The sequence below is a fragment of the Bacillus sp. C28GYM-DRY-1 genome (genome assembly GCF_030519405.1).
GTDB lineage: Bacteria > Bacillota > Bacilli > Bacillales > Bacillaceae > Bacillus > Bacillus spizizenii_A.
The window spans coordinates 55,840-69,718 of the sequence record NZ_JAUMKF010000004.1; the positions used below are offsets into that span (position 1 = coordinate 55,840).

Annotated in this window: 14 protein-coding genes and 2 pseudogenes; 2 read left to right on the forward strand and 14 right to left on the reverse strand. The window is 44.2% G+C overall.

Annotation, left to right across the window (positions count from 1 at the left end; genetic code table 11):
- Positions 1-79 precede the first annotated feature (79 nt).
- From Q3W56_RS05795 to Q3W56_RS05820, 6 genes and pseudogenes are all read right to left on the reverse strand, one after another.
- Positions 80-243: pseudogene (locus Q3W56_RS05795) on the reverse strand (YesK family protein); the annotation flags it as partial.
- A 58-nt stretch (positions 244-301) separates the two neighbouring features.
- Complete coding sequence (locus Q3W56_RS05800; protein ID WP_302894808.1) at positions 302-844, reverse strand: GNAT family N-acetyltransferase; 543 nt, start codon at positions 842-844, stop codon at positions 302-304.
- A 124-nt stretch (positions 845-968) separates the two neighbouring features.
- Complete coding sequence (gene cotJC, locus Q3W56_RS05805; protein WP_003233850.1) at positions 969-1,538, reverse strand: spore coat protein CotJC; 570 nt, start codon at positions 1,536-1,538, stop codon at positions 969-971.
- A gap of 14 nt (positions 1,539-1,552) precedes the next feature.
- Positions 1,553-1,816 (reverse strand): spore coat protein CotJB, encoded by a 264-nt coding sequence (gene cotJB / locus Q3W56_RS05810; RefSeq protein ID WP_019713543.1) that lies wholly within the window; start codon positions 1,814-1,816, stop codon positions 1,553-1,555.
- Positions 1,800-2,048, reverse strand: a complete 249-nt coding sequence (gene cotJA / locus Q3W56_RS05815) for a spore coat-associated protein CotJA (RefSeq protein WP_268399542.1) — start codon at positions 2,046-2,048, stop codon at positions 1,800-1,802. The genes cotJB and cotJA overlap by 17 nt, the downstream gene beginning before the upstream one ends.
- 73 nt (positions 2,049-2,121) lie before the next feature.
- Positions 2,122-2,751, reverse strand: coding sequence for a TetR/AcrR family transcriptional regulator (locus tag Q3W56_RS05820; protein WP_302894810.1), 630 nt, complete (start codon positions 2,749-2,751; stop codon positions 2,122-2,124).
- Between the two features lie 253 nt (positions 2,752-3,004).
- Here Q3W56_RS05820 and Q3W56_RS05825 point away from each other — a divergent pair, with 253 nt between their 5' ends.
- Positions 3,005-3,988 (forward strand): amidohydrolase family protein, encoded by a 984-nt coding sequence (locus Q3W56_RS05825; RefSeq protein WP_302894811.1) that lies wholly within the window; start codon positions 3,005-3,007, stop codon positions 3,986-3,988.
- Between the two features lie 146 nt (positions 3,989-4,134).
- On the opposite strand, the gene Q3W56_RS05830 is transcribed toward Q3W56_RS05825, so the two are convergent.
- The 8 genes and pseudogenes from Q3W56_RS05830 to Q3W56_RS05865 all read right to left on the reverse strand — a co-directional run bounded on the left by Q3W56_RS05830 (position 4,135) and on the right by Q3W56_RS05865 (position 11,688).
- Complete coding sequence (locus Q3W56_RS05830) at positions 4,135-4,854, reverse strand: YebC/PmpR family DNA-binding transcriptional regulator (RefSeq protein WP_302894812.1); 720 nt, start codon at positions 4,852-4,854, stop codon at positions 4,135-4,137.
- 159 nt (positions 4,855-5,013) lie between these two features.
- Positions 5,014-5,193 (reverse strand): phosphatase RapH inhibitor PhrH, encoded by a 180-nt coding sequence (gene phrH / locus Q3W56_RS05835; protein WP_302894813.1) that lies wholly within the window; start codon positions 5,191-5,193, stop codon positions 5,014-5,016.
- The gene (gene rapH / locus Q3W56_RS05840) at positions 5,183-6,325 is read right to left on the reverse strand and encodes a response regulator aspartate phosphatase RapH (protein WP_302894814.1); all 1,143 of its coding nucleotides are present in this window, start codon (positions 6,323-6,325) and stop codon (positions 5,183-5,185) included. The genes phrH and rapH overlap by 11 nt, the downstream gene beginning before the upstream one ends.
- Before the next feature lie 275 nt (positions 6,326-6,600).
- Positions 6,601-7,461 (reverse strand): PhnE/PtxC family ABC transporter permease, encoded by an 861-nt coding sequence (locus Q3W56_RS05845; protein ID WP_302894815.1) that lies wholly within the window; start codon positions 7,459-7,461, stop codon positions 6,601-6,603.
- Positions 7,461-8,246, reverse strand: coding sequence for a PhnE/PtxC family ABC transporter permease (locus Q3W56_RS05850; RefSeq protein ID WP_268399527.1), 786 nt, complete (start codon positions 8,244-8,246; stop codon positions 7,461-7,463). The genes Q3W56_RS05845 and Q3W56_RS05850 overlap by 1 nt, the downstream gene beginning before the upstream one ends.
- Positions 8,236-9,024 (reverse strand): phosphonate ABC transporter ATP-binding protein, encoded by a 789-nt coding sequence (gene phnC / locus Q3W56_RS05855; RefSeq protein ID WP_268399524.1) that lies wholly within the window; start codon positions 9,022-9,024, stop codon positions 8,236-8,238. The genes Q3W56_RS05850 and phnC overlap by 11 nt, the downstream gene beginning before the upstream one ends.
- Positions 9,025-9,051: 27 nt before the next feature.
- Positions 9,052-10,089: a phosphate/phosphite/phosphonate ABC transporter substrate-binding protein gene (gene phnD / locus Q3W56_RS05860; RefSeq protein ID WP_268399522.1), complete on the reverse strand. Its 1,038-nt coding sequence runs from the start codon at positions 10,087-10,089 to the stop codon at positions 9,052-9,054.
- 581 nt (positions 10,090-10,670) lie between these two features.
- Positions 10,671-11,688: pseudogene (locus tag Q3W56_RS05865) on the reverse strand (hypothetical protein).
- Between the two features lie 179 nt (positions 11,689-11,867).
- On the opposite strand from Q3W56_RS05865, the gene Q3W56_RS05870 reads away from it, so the two are divergent.
- Positions 11,868-13,877, forward strand: coding sequence for a T7SS effector LXG polymorphic toxin (locus tag Q3W56_RS05870; protein WP_302894816.1), 2,010 nt, complete (start codon positions 11,868-11,870; stop codon positions 13,875-13,877).
- Positions 13,878-13,879: the final 2 nt, after the last annotated feature.

The following is a 13,879-nucleotide window of genomic DNA, read 5'->3' on the forward strand; positions in this document are numbered from 1 at the left end:
GTAATAAGTATTTCTCTGTTCGAAAGAAAATTCCTGCCATCCTGTTTAACATTCGACATATGAGAGGCAGCAGATCTCCTTAACTTCTCCTGTATCGCCGGATGGCCCTATCGATCAAATATCCCGTAACCGCTCCGCCAATCACATTGAATCCAAGCATTCCAAGCGCATCTCCTTCCCAGCCGTGCTGTGCCAGATCGCAAACACACCAGGGACAATCAGTCCGGCCAACATCCATTCCGGCCACATCGCCTGCCCTCCCCTTTTAGAAAAAGACAAAAAAGCCTCCTGCAAAGGACGCTTATTCTGCCGAAAGCTCTTTTTCAAACAAATGATACCCGGATGCATCAGCACCCATAAATTCATATCCCATACGCCGATAAAAGGAATGCAAGGCATCGTTATCAGCGACACAATCAAGACGGATCCGTGTTTTTCCCGGAAAGGATATGTCCGTCTCCGCCCAATGAAGGACGCGTTCTCCAAGCCCCTGTCCCGCAAACCGGCGGCTTACTGCGAGGCGGTGCAAATAAATGGACTCCTCATGCCCATCGTCTCCCCAAAGCGTCTGGTCCCACTCGCTCGGTTCAGGCAGCAGCATCACGACAGCCGCAAGCTCTTTGTCTTTTTTAAACACAAACACATGTCCATTTTCAATTGCCCCCGTGATGTCATGTGTATCTTGCCCTTTCAGCAGTCCGCTCCATTGATTAGAACCCCGATCCCGGAGCCATTCAGCTGTTCGGACGAGCAATCCAGTAATCGATTCTGCATCCTCATAGACAGCCGGACACGCGTAAAATCCATCTGCAATCATTTCGTTCTTCATCTTAAAAGCTGACATAAAGGCCTCCCAATCAAAAAGTAAGCTTGCACACACACCTTGATTATAATGCAGACTAAACAGCAAAAACAGACCATTTTCTTTATATGTAAAAGGGTGTATGAAAGAGAGGCCAATTTGCCCATTAGAAAATCTTCTTTTTATCCCGCTCTTCTTTTAAAATTTCAACCGCTTCCCTGAAGCGCATGGAGTGTACAATTTCACGTTCACGCAAAAAACGCAGGGAATCATTTAAATCAGGATCATCCGAAATATCAATCAGCCATTGATACGTCGCCCGCGCCTTTTCCTCTGCAGCAATGTCTTCGTATAAATCGGCAATCGGGTCACCCTTCGCCTGGATATAGCTCGCAGTAAACGGAACGCCCGCCGCGTTGTGATAAAACAGCGCGCTGTCATGATTCACGTAATGGTCGCCAAGCCCCGCTTCACGCAGCTGCTCCGGCGTAGCGTCTTTTGTTAATTTATACACCATAGTCGCGATCATTTCCAAATGGGCAAACTCCTCCGTGCCGATATCTGTTAAAAGGCCGATGACCTTATCAGGAATCGTATAACGCTGGTTTAAATATCGAAGAGCCGCGGCCAGCTCGCCGTCCGCTCCGCCATACTGCTCAATCAAATACTTCGCCAGCGTCGGATTGCACGTACTGACCTTGACAGGGTATTGCAGCTTCTTTTCATACACCCACATTCAGGCATTCCTCCTTATACTTGCCACGGCCAAGGCCCTTTCCCCCAATCCCAATCCTTGTCAGCTGGGCTGTTGCCAAACTGCAAGAGCGGTCCGTAAGAGGATTCGAACTGTCTTTTTAAGTGCCTTGAATAGCCGGAATATTGATTGAATTGCTTCAGCGCATCTTCATCATGAGGATGTGTATCCAAGTAAAGACTCAGCTCAACAAGCACAAAATCAGCAGCCTGTATTTGCTCAAGCTGACGGTAATATTCGGCATCAACCCTTTTTGTCATGTGCGTCTCCCCCTCGATAAGGGTTTTCATAAAAATCATAGAGATCCTTCCAAAGGGTGCCTTTCCTCAAAGCCTCCATCGGCGAGAATTGCTCCATATGCTCAGGCTGAAAGGTCATATAGAGATTAGGCGGCGTTCTGTAATATTTCTTCCCTATGGGCGGACAGGGATCAAAACGGCTGTGAAAGGGCGTGTATGATTTGATGGGCGTAAACGGCTGCATATCCTTCATTCCGGCTCCTCCTTTCTCAAAAACAATGACCTTAATAGGTATGAGGAAGGAGACAGGGTTATGACTAAAAGCGTTAATAAGGAAGCTTGACCTGTTCTTCGATCCCAGCGATACGGAGCGGGCCCAGCAGCGTTAAACGCGTTAATTGATTCGCCATAAACAACGGACTGTACTTCATGCCGCTCTCCAGCCAGGAACAAATAACCCCGATATGGGCCGATGTGATATAGCTGACGAGTATCTCTTTCGGCACCTGCAGCGTTTTCTCTGATTCCTCAATCGAAGAAAGCAATTCCTCGTAAATTCGTTTCTGAACAAACTCCGCCATAAGACTTCTGAATTGCGGCAGACCTCTGTCGCTCAGCATCACTTGGAAGTATTCGGCATGTTCATGGATGTACTCAAAAAGCTTCACAAAAGATACAGGCGGATGATCCTCATTAATACTGACCGGTCCGACCGGCGTTTCTGGCTTTACCTGCCGGATCAAATCATCAAGAACCTCTGTCATACTTTGAAACAGAAAATCCTGTTTATCCCGATAATGCAAATAAAAGGTGCCGCGGGTCAGATCCGCTTTTTCGGTAATTTCCTGAATTGTAATCGAATTGGCATCTTTTTCTTTCAGAAGGGTGATTAAAGCGTCTCTTAAATATTGGTTTGTTCGTCTGATTCTCGGATCGACTTTGTGTTTTTTAGACATTTTTTTCCTCCCTGTCTAACTTTCATTTTCTTCTGGACAAATCATCCGCAGGTGTCTACTTCTACACATTTGGGCGTTCTCTGTTTATTGACCTTTTCCCAAAATCTACTGTACCATGAACGTACATCTTGTACATGATGTAAAGTAATGAACATTATGTTCAATAATTATTTAACGAAGCTTCGTTACGTAACATGAGTGCACTCCATCTGATTTCACCACCCGTTATGATAAAGAGAGGAGTCTTTGGCATATGAAAGGAAAAATCGCATTAGAAGAGCACTGGGAATCTCCTGATTTTCCGGCTACAGGAAGCCACAATTTTACTGACGATGAGTATTTCAGCGCTGTCCAAGTACGATTGCAGGAATTCGAGAAACGGATTGAAGACATGGATCGAAACGGAATCCAAACCTCAATTCTCTCATTGACACAGCCTGGTATTGAAGGTATCACTGATCCTGACAGAGCTGTGAATCTCGCAAGGCAAATGAACGATCACGCTGCGGAATTTTTCGTTTCTAAGCATCCTGACCGCTTTAAAGCATTTGCGGCAGTTCCGCTTCAAGATCCTGAAGAAGCTGCGAAGGAACTCGAACGGGCCGTAAACGAGCTCGGCTTTGTGGGTGCCTTGGTCAACGGCTACAGCAACATTGGGGACGAAAACACCGCTCAATATTTAGACGAGCCCCAGGTACGCCCTTTCTGGGAAAAAGCCGCGCAACTGCAGGTTCCCGTCTATCTGCATCCGCGTATCCCGCTGCCGCATCAGCAGCGTATCTATGAAGGCTACGAAGGTCTCCTCGGTTCAGCGTGGGGCTTCGGTTTTGAAACAGCAACACATGCCATCCGCCTGATGCTCAGCGGCCTTTTCGACGAATACCCTGATTTGACTGTCATCCTTGGCCACTTGGGCGAGGGCCTGCCGTTTACATTGCCGCGGGTTGAACACAGACTCCGCCATCAGCGTCCTGAAACCCACGGCAGCCATAAGAAAGCGCCAACTGAATACCTCCGCAAAAACTTTTATCTCACAACAAGCGGTGTGTTCAGAACCCAGGCTTTAATTGATACATTGTTAGAGGTTGGCTCAGACCGCATCCTCTTTTCGGTCGACTATCCTTATGAAACAATGGAAGAAATCTCTTCCTGGTTTGACCAATGTCCAATCAGCGAAACGGATCGGTACAAAATCGGCACTGAAAACGCGGCTAAGCTTTTTCAATTCAATCGATAATGAAGAAGACCTTCGGCTCTGCCGAAGGTCTTTTTAACTATAAAGGTGAGAACTTTTTTTAATAGATAAATATTTACAGACCGATAGGCATCAAACCTAACACTTTCAAGAACAAAAAAAGCAGACCATAACAGTCTGCTTACGTTTTATTCACCTAAATCAACGTTATGATACACCTGCTGAACATCTTCCAAATCCTCTAATGCGTCAATCAATTTTTCAAACTGTTCCTTCGCATCATCCGGAAGCGTTACTTCACTTTGCGCAAGCATGGTTAGCTCGGCTACTGTAAATTCCTCAACGCCCGCGTTTTTAAACGCCTCCTGCACCGCATGGAATTGATCCGGCTCAGCATATACGATCACGCTGTCATCCTCTTCTAAAATGTCACGGACGTCGACATCCGCTTCCATCAGGATTTCAAGCGCTTCGTCAGCTGTTTTGCCTTCCATACCGATAACAGCCGTCGCATCAAACATGTAAGCAACAGATCCGCTCACACCCATGTTTCCGCCGTTTTTCCCGAACGCCGCACGCACTTCCGGCGCCGTGCGGTTTACATTATTCGTCAGCGCATCAACGATGATCATTGATCCGTTCGGACCAAAGCCCTCATAACGAAGCTCATCGTAATTTTCTTCCGCTCCGCCCTTCGCCTTCTCAATCGCACGTTCAATGATGTTTTTCGGCACGCTGTAAGTTTTCGCGCGCTCAAGCACTACCTTCAGCGCCTGGTTGGATTCCGGATCAGGCTCGCCCTGCTTCGCCGCCACGTAAATCTCACGGCCAAACTTCGCATAAATCCGACTCGTATTCGCGTCCTTAGACGCCTTCTTCTCTTTAATATTGTTCCACTTACGGCCCATGATGTTCCACTCTCTTTCATATATATCAATCTAAATACTGTTATTCACTTTATCCATTATACCTCAAATGGTTTGGTTGTTTCGAGTGTCTTGCGTTAGAAATAGAAGGAATGCCGTGATGTGGAAAGTCGAACGTCTTCCGTAAAGGAAGAAAAAGCCCTAGCTAAGGGCTTTCTTCTTCTGATCACTCATAAGATTGTAAGGGGAATGATCGAGATGCGTCGTATTTCGATCTGTAGATTCCTTAAAGCCGCCGGACTGCGTCAAGAAAGGAAACGAAATGCTTCCGAAAACTAGCGTAACTGCAAGGCACATCATCACTTTTTTCTTAATAGGCATATAAACACTCTCCTTTTTGAATATCATCTTGGGCTTTCAGCACTTTCCGATAAAACGCAGCAGCGTGTTCAAAAAGACAGCGGCTTTCAAAAACAGCGGCTGCACTCCGGGCACATGCTTCAATGTACGCGTGCAGGTTCTTTTTTTCGAAATAGCTTAAAAGATCATGAATTTTCCGTTCGTCAACAACCTCTTTGTACACTGCCTGCAAGAACAGATACAATTCTTTATAAAGGTTGTGGGACCCCGCATTTGGATAGGCTGTCATATGTTCTAATCCTTCCTCTATGAACTGAAACGCCTTCTGTGTTTGGCCTGCCTTACATAATGTCCAGCTTAATCCAAACAAGACGTTCGGAAGCAGATCAGGGACTTTCTCTCTGCTTATTTTCGCAGCTTTTTGGAAATGTTCTATAGCCATATGATCGTCTCCTGATCTGTCATAGCTGTTCGCGATGTTCAATAGAGAAATGGCGATAAAGCGGTCGTTTTGAATGTCCATGGCCAATTCCAGCGCCTTTTCTAAATGCGGGAGCGCTTTGTCATAATGTTTGAAATCATCATAGTTGCCGGCGATCACAAACAAGCTTTGTATCGTTCTAACGCTGTATAGGGGATGGTTTTGATAAATGTCTAAGGCTTGAAGAATATGATGCATCGACACATGGGTTTGCTTCATATGGTAGTACGCTTCTGCCACTTTAAAATGGAATTCCGCTTTCTCAATTTCATCTGACACAAACGGCAGTTCTTTCTCCGCCTCGCGATAATACCCGATCGCTTCTACATATTCTTTCTGATCAAATTCATACATGCCGCGGAAAAACAAAGAGTAGTATTTCAAAAGGCCTGTGAGTTTTTTCTGAGGAGTTTCAATTGTTTCCAAAAGCTCTGTCACTGTAGGGCGATTCCCGTATGTTTGTCCCGGCTCCAAATAATCCAGCATCAGCTGGTGCCGAAAACACATCAGAGAATAATAGATCAGCAAATCCTGATCCTCTTCCATCTGCTGAATGTCCTGCTCCACCTCCGCTTTCAGAACCTCAGCATCCGGAACACTGAACTGGCGAATCATCTTGTACCATTCATTAATCTTAACACCAACACGCGAAGACGGTATGGCTTGACTCAACGGCTTCCCTCCTTCTCTGTGAGATATGTCATATTCTATCAATCCCAAATTTTGAAAACAATATGAAAGGAAGAAATTGTTTTTTCATCCTGTCAATTTGCTTTTCTTCGCAAAAAAAGCCCCTTTAGGCAAGGGTCCATGTCATTTTACTTGTAATACGCCATTCAGCCATTCACTCATCGAAACGATGTCAAATACAAAAAAGAAGCTTTTCCAGCTTCTTTGATCCTGTTTCGCCCAGCTACTAAGCTGTTAAAAAGGGGTTGTCCTTAGTCTTACCCATTTACCTTGAGCGTTTTCTTCAACCTAACGGCTACCATCTCTAAAAGGACAGCAATGGCTAAAATAAAGTAGGTGATGGAGCCTATTTCTCTAATATCCTGATAAAAATTGCTCGCCATAAACATATCAAATCCGATACCGCCTGCACCCGCAGCTGCGCCCATTGCGACAGCGACCGCAAAATTGATTTCAAACCGCAGAAACGTCCATGAAATCATATAAGTGAGAGAAGAAGGGATTACGGCTTGAAAGATAATCTGCCACCAGTTCGCTCCGCTCGCTTGAAGTGCTTCTATCACCCCGTTATCCAGTTCTTCAAAAGACTCTGAATAGGCCTTCACCAAATAGCTGATTGAATGAAATGTCATACCGATGACAGCAGCAACACTTCCCAGACCTGCCGCTACAGCAAAAATCAGCACCCACAATACTGTCGGAACAGCTCTTATAAAAGCAACCAATCCTTTCATAACCGTGGAAATCCGTTTATTGGTTAAGTTTTCAGCAGCAAGCAAGCCTAAAAACAAGGCGATGACTGCTCCGAATACCGTGGTCAAAAAAGCGAGACATAGTGTCACAAAAACGCCGTAAAGGGCATCAGTAAACGTTAAATGGTTAAGATGAGGCTCAAAAAACATAGCTTTCAAGTTAGCAAAAGTGGCAAGGACCGCTTCCCCAACATTCAGTTCTTTATAGTCAAAACTGCTGAATGCATATACCGTGAGCAATGCTAGAATAAGAAGGGTGCCTCTTATAACCACCGTTGATTTTGTCATTGTTTTGATTTTTATTTTTTTGGGCAGCGGGGATGTAAGCACCTGGTTTGATTCGTCCATTTGTTCGTTTGAATCCATTACAAAATCACCCTTCTTACATAATTCGATAAGGTTTCAATCAATAAGATCGTTACGATAATGACGACCACCACTAATGAGGCGATATCATAGTTGAGGCTCTTGTAGTACAGGTTAAAGGTAAATCCTATGCCTGAGCCCGTCAGCAGCCCAATCAAGGTCGCACTCCTTATATTTGTCTCGATCATAAACAAAATCCAGCTGATCATCTGCGGCAGGCTCGACGGAAGCACCGATTGGATGATGATTGGAAAATAACCCGCTCCAGTCGATTGCAGCGCCTCAACAGAGCCTCCGCTCACCTCATCAATCGTTTCCACAAAAGCTCTTGTCAAAAAGCCGAACGAGCCAAAAAACAAAGCAAAATAACCAGTCAATGAACTCTGGCCAAACGAGAATAATAGGATCATGGCCCACGCCGCCACATCAATATTTCGAAAAATAGTGGCGATGCCTCTGCTGATACGGCCAAAGAACACATTCACCCTCATTGTGTCGGAGCCTAAAATCGCAAATAACAGAGCAAATATGGCCCCTGTTGTGGTTGCTGCAATCGAGACAAGCAATGTCTCGATGAGCATCTCCATGATATCCGGCAGTTTCGCTAACGACTCTTTCGTCGGGTAGAAGTTTCCCACCCCCCATTCGACGGCTTTAGGAAGAGAGGCAAAACCTTTAATAACATTGAATTCGGTAATGATAATCGCTAACAATGTAACGACGCCTACGATAAAAACAGTGCCTAATGTACTGCGTCTCTTTTTTGCAAAGATGTTAGCTTGCATGGATGCCTCCTATATCAAAAATAAGATCCTCAGCTTCTGAGCCGTAAATACTCTGAATATCCTCTTTCGTAATGTTTTTAGGCGAACCATGATACACAACCCGGCCCCGGTTGATTCCGATAATTTGATCTGAGTACTTCATAGCTACGTCTACTTGGTGAAGATTGACGAGAACGGTTATGCCCATGTCAGTTGAAATGTTTCTCAAATGATCCATGATGATCTTTGCAGAATTAGGATCTAGTGAAGCGATGGGCTCATCGCATAGAAGCATGCGGGGATTTTGAATCAAGGCACGGGCGATTCCCACTCTCTGCTTTTGTCCACCACTCAACTGGTCACTCCGGTTGTAAATGTGTTCTTCCAAACCAAGAACTTGCAAAATCTTAACGGCTTCTTCCTTTTCATCTTGACTGTACAGGCCGAAAACCCCTGCCAAGGTGGATTTTTTTCCTAAGTTGCCGTGAAGGGTGTTTTCAATTACACTCAAGCGGTTCACTAAGTTATAGTGTTGAAAAATCATCCCCATTTTTGTTCGGATTTTTTTTAAGTCCCTCTTCCTTAGATTCGTCACATTGATGTTATCAAAGGTTATGTCTCCGCTGCTTGCATCAATCATGCGATTAATGCAGCGAAGGAGAGTCGATTTCCCTGCTCCTGATGGACCGATAATTGAAACGAACTCTCCTTGATTGACAGAGAAGGAAACATCTGACAACGCCAATTGATCCTCGCCAAATCGTTTGGATACTTGATTCACTTCTAATAAGGCTGACATAGTTTACATCTCCTTGTTCGTTATTCATTATTTGGAAAGTTCGCGAATCGGGTTAAACCAAGAGTCATCGACTTCTACTAAACGCTCATCCCCTTTTTTCGTGAATAACCCTGTAAACTTGGAATCCTCTGGCACGAAAACTTTTTCGTTATTTGTCACCGCATCAGATGTTAATATGTCTACAAGTTGGGCTTGGAGATCTTTATCCACATTCTCAGAGTTAATGGCAAATGGCGCGTTAAGCACAGGAGTAGCGGAAATGAGGGAAAATTCTTTCCCGACAACTGTATTAAATGGTTCTGCCGCCCCCTCTTTTACTTTATAAACCGCTCCGGGACGATTCTCTTCCCCTTCCGCCAACTCTACATAAGTGTCTACACATGAATCACAGAACGCAGCGACATCCGCTTTGTTTGATAACAGGTTGACTGCAGATCCTTGGTGAGAACCTCCATATAATACCTCGCTAAAAAACTGGTTTTTGCCGCCTTGCAGCAAATCCTCTGCCTTCAAGCTCTTAAACTCATCCTTTTTGCTGAAATAATCCACGATGCCTTGCGATGGAACCTTGAACCCAGAAGTGGAACTGTTAGATACGAAAGAAAACTTCTTACCCTTAATGTGGTCAATCGAAAATTCGTTACCATTCTTATATTCATCCACATTACCTTTATTGACAGCCAGCCAGCTGTAATAAACCGCATCCTCTAAAGTCCCGGACTCACCAGATCGAACGACGAGAGGAAGAACCTTTTCATTTTTATTATGTGCTTCTATGTAACCCTGCGCGCCTAAGAAAGATATATCCGCATTTCCATTGGCGATTGCTTCAATTGCGACAATATAGTCTGTTGTCGTTTGATGTTTGACCTTTTTGCCTGTTTTCTCCTCAATAATCTTTCCTATCTCATCCCGTGCTTCTGTAAAGTCTGACCCAGATTCATTGGGAAGCCAAGCCATCGTAAGCGTATCCTTTTCAGCACCTGCTCCTCCGGCAGAAGATGAACAACCTGAAAATACGACGAGTATAACTAAAGTAAGCAAAGCTAAAAACGTCCTTTTCATCATCAAACTCCTCACTCTTATTTATTTCATACTTTGATACTAGCAAACGAATATCAATCTAAGATTAATTTGGCATAAAGATTGTAAAGAGTTGGTAAAAGCAGTGCAATGTAATCAGTCAGTCATTAAGAATACTGTGTCAGCTCTGACAACAAACCGTGTGCCTCTTACAATGATTGCGCAACATACGCTCAGATATCCGTTTCCCCTGTCTGTAAAATATGACTATTAAAAAGACCTATGTCCGCAACACATATACGTTGCGGCATAGGCTCTTCGTTTATTCCATATACGTATTCACCAGCTCGTAACAGCACTCTTTCGCCCACTTTTCTCAATCTCATTACTTTATTGACAGGTTCTAATGAGCCTCCTTCTTCTTTGTTATCCTGATTTTTTGTCTATAGGCATTGCTCCATGCGCAAAGCATCTATGTTTTAAGCAATTAGTAACACAGCGTCAACCTCATTCTATTGATCTAACATTGATAATTATAGTTGTTATCTATCCTTTGATAGTCCAAGGTGTATTGGTGGTCTGTATATTCCGCTTTTACAGAAGCAGAAAGAGACTGAATACACTCAATCAATCACAACAAAATCCTGAACCTTCACCTGTTCCTCAGGCAAATCAAACTGATAAAGCAACTTCTTGGTATGGATATCAAACACACCCACATACCCGCCAATGCCTTTTTTATGTTCTTCCTGGGCAACAACATACAGTTGACTCCCCTTAAACTTTGCATCCATATAAGGGAATTTTAAACCGTATGTGTGAAAAGAAAAGTCCTTCCCATACTCAAGCAGGTTCGCTTCCCCCTCTTTGTCTTCGTACGTCACATAAAAATGGCCGCTTTCTTTGTCATAGTACACGGTATCAGCATATTCAAGATCATCAGGATAAGAAATATACTTCGTCTTCCATGTCCCTTTTTCAACCACAGTCAGTTCATGCTGGGAGCTTGCGACAATAAAATCGGTTGAGTCTGCGAATTTATCCCCATACGAGGCTAAGCTTAGGGTCTCAATGATTTCCTCTGTGTTTCTGTCGATCACGTAAATTGCCATGCCTTGAATGACATAAATATAATTCTCGTCACTCGCCCCCATCGTGACAAGTGAAGGCAAGGTGAGGCTATATTCCTTTTTCATTTTTTTATCGTTTATATGGATGTCATTCCCCGTCGTATCAACGTTATAGGCCTTAACAGAAACATCCTTCCCCTCATACCAGAACGAAAATGGGATTTGATAGCGGATGCTCTCTGATTCCATCCTTCTCCAGCGTGTAATAAAAGGACTCATGTTCCGCTAATAATACAATGTCTGTTGATGCGTAAGACTTCGTTTGGATGTACGGCACATCCGCCACCTTGAACGTGCGCCTATTAAATCTTTCGCCTGTTGAGGTTGAGAGCAGCGTACTCTCTTTTATGAGAGGGTTGGAATAGATAAAAAAGATGCGGTCTTCTTCAGGATGAATGGCGGAAGTTTTGACAGGAATATTGCTTTTATTATGTAACTGAAGATACAGAGCAAACAGGATGATGCATATCATAAACCCTAATAAACCGAATGTAATGCCTTTTTTCTTCATCAAAACGCTCCTTTACATGTCTATTAATAATCATTTCGACTATGTTTACACAATCCCTCCATGAATAAAGATCCATGCCAAATGACTCATTTTTCCACCGAAACATGTTCTCACACCCACCCTTATCCCGCACCGTGGTAAAATTTTGATATTGAGTGTAAAAAAGAAGGGAAATGGTCATGAAAGTATTTGAAGCGAAAACACTGCTTTCGGAAGCGAGAGACCGTGCAAAAGAGTACAAAGAACTAAGAACGCAAATGGTCAACTTGAGAAAAGCGTTAAAAAGCGTCGCGGATCTCAGTGACAGCGAATTCTCAGGAAAAGGCGCCAGCAACATCAAAGCCTTCTACCACGACCACGTCGGCGTCACCGACCAATGGATCGACTATATCGACATGAAAATCGCATTTTTCAACAGCATCGCCGGAGCCGTTGAGGATAAAGCCCTCTCTGACGCATACATCGAAGAATCCTTTCTGGAACATGAGCTGGCAAACGCCCACAAAAAATCGAAATCCATCATGTCCGAACAGAAAAAAGCCATGAAAGACATCCTGAACGATATCAACGACATCCTCCCGCTCGACCTGTTTTCAACAGAAGTCTTCAAAGACGAGCTGGCCGATGCCAACGACAAACGCAAAAAAACACTGGAAAAATTGGACGCTCTGGACGAAGACCTGAAGACAGAATATGCCCTGTCAGAACCAAACGAACAATTCATCAAGTCCGACTTCCAAAAGCTCCAAGACGCAACGGGAAAAGGCAAAAACGCAACTCCCATCCACTACAACGCCAAGGCGTACCGTGAGAGTGACATACATAAGAAAAAAGGCGACATTGAAAAGCGGACGGATGCTTACTTGAAGATTAAGAAAGAGGAAGCGAAGGAACGTGAGATTGAAAAACTGAAAGAAAGACTGAAAAACTACGATTATGCAGATGCTGATGAATTCTACGAAATGGCAAAAACAATCAGCTATGAAAATCTGACAGCAGAACAGCAAAGATACTTCATCCAAATTGAAAACACGCGTGAGCTTGAAGCAGGCTTCAAAGGGGTTGCCGTCGGCCTTTACGATTCAGGAAAAGACGCGGTCACAGGTCTGTGGGATATGGTCACAGATCCGGGCGGAACCGTTGAAGCCATTACAGGAGCGGTGGCTCACCCGATCAAAACGTATGAAGCCATTTCAGCGGCAATCGAAGAATCATACCAAAAAGACATGGTGAATGGTGACACCTACTCAAGAGCAAGATGGGTGTCATATGCGGTTGGCACTGTTGTCACATCAGTTGTCGGCACAAAAGGCGTTGGCGCCGTCTCCAAAACAGGCACAGCCGCCAAAGTGACGGCCAAAGTCAAAACAGCAGCAAGCAAATCAGCAACAGCACAAAAAGCCATCACGGTCTCAAAACAAACCATTGATCACATCAAACAAAAAGTAAACACAGGCATAGAAGTATCCAAAAAACACGTCAAAACCAAATTAAATCAAATCGGAGATCTCACACTTGCGGATATTCTCCCCTATCATCCCCGTCACGATTTAGTGCCGGCAGGCGTTCCTTACAACGCAGTCAACGGGGTCACGCTTAAAGAAGGACTGCAAAAATTCGCCAAGGTCATCCTGCCGAAACCATACGGAACGTCATCAAGCGGAAGACGAACTCCAGCGCCACATGTTCCGCCGGTAACCGTCAAATACGGCGAGCATTATGCAAAATGGAGCAGAAAGAAAGTGCTGAAGCCAAATGTCGTTTATAAAACAAAAGAAGGCTACACGTACACCACTGACAATTATGGTAGAATTACAAGTGTCAAAGCAGACTTACAGATGGGAGAAGCAAAACGAAACCAATATGCACAGTCGAATGCTGGAAAGCCCCAAGACCGAAAGCCTGACGATGACGGAGGCCATTTAATCGCCACCCAATTCAAAGGCTCAGGCCAGTTTGACAATATCGTGCCGATGAATTCTCAGATTAATAGGAGCGGCGGGAAATGGTACAAAATGGAGCAAGTGTGGTCAAAGGCGTTAAATGGAAAACCTCCTAAGCAAGTAAAAGTTAATATAGAACCGGTTTATCAGGGAGATTCACTTAGACCTGTATTATTTAATGTTGAATATAAGATAGGTAATCGTAGAGCGAGACAAGTTACTATAGAAAATAAACCAGGGGGTTAATC

Excerpts from the sequence above, each read along its gene's own strand:
- cotJC (WP_003233850.1), bottom strand. The coding sequence starts at position 1,538 with ATGTGGGTGTATGAAAAGAAGCTGCAATACCCTGTCAAGGTCAGTACG.
- Q3W56_RS05825 (WP_302894811.1), top strand. The coding sequence starts at position 3,005 with ATGAAAGGAAAAATCGCATTAGAAGAGCACTGGGAATCTCCTGATTTT.
- Q3W56_RS05830 (WP_302894812.1), bottom strand. The coding sequence starts at position 4,854 with ATGGGCCGTAAGTGGAACAATATTAAAGAGAAGAAGGCGTCTAAGGAC.
- cotJA (WP_268399542.1), bottom strand. The coding sequence starts at position 2,048 with ATGAAGGATATGCAGCCGTTTACGCCCATCAAATCATACACGCCCTTT.
- Q3W56_RS05850 (WP_268399527.1), bottom strand. The coding sequence starts at position 8,246 with ATGCAAGCTAACATCTTTGCAAAAAAGAGACGCAGTACATTAGGCACT.
- phnC (WP_268399524.1), bottom strand. The coding sequence starts at position 9,024 with ATGTCAGCCTTATTAGAAGTGAATCAAGTATCCAAACGATTTGGCGAG.
- Q3W56_RS05820 (WP_302894810.1), bottom strand. The coding sequence starts at position 2,751 with ATGTCTAAAAAACACAAAGTCGATCCGAGAATCAGACGAACAAACCAA.
- Q3W56_RS05845 (WP_302894815.1), bottom strand. The coding sequence starts at position 7,461 with ATGGATTCAAACGAACAAATGGACGAATCAAACCAGGTGCTTACATCC.
- Q3W56_RS05800 (WP_302894808.1), bottom strand. The coding sequence starts at position 844 with ATGTCAGCTTTTAAGATGAAGAACGAAATGATTGCAGATGGATTTTAC.
- Q3W56_RS05870 (WP_302894816.1), top strand. The coding sequence starts at position 11,868 with ATGAAAGTATTTGAAGCGAAAACACTGCTTTCGGAAGCGAGAGACCGT.
- phrH (WP_302894813.1), bottom strand. The coding sequence starts at position 5,193 with ATGCCTATTAAGAAAAAAGTGATGATGTGCCTTGCAGTTACGCTAGTT.
- phnD (WP_268399522.1), bottom strand. The coding sequence starts at position 10,089 with ATGAAAAGGACGTTTTTAGCTTTGCTTACTTTAGTTATACTCGTCGTA.
- cotJB (WP_019713543.1), bottom strand. The coding sequence starts at position 1,816 with ATGACAAAAAGGGTTGATGCCGAATATTACCGTCAGCTTGAGCAAATA.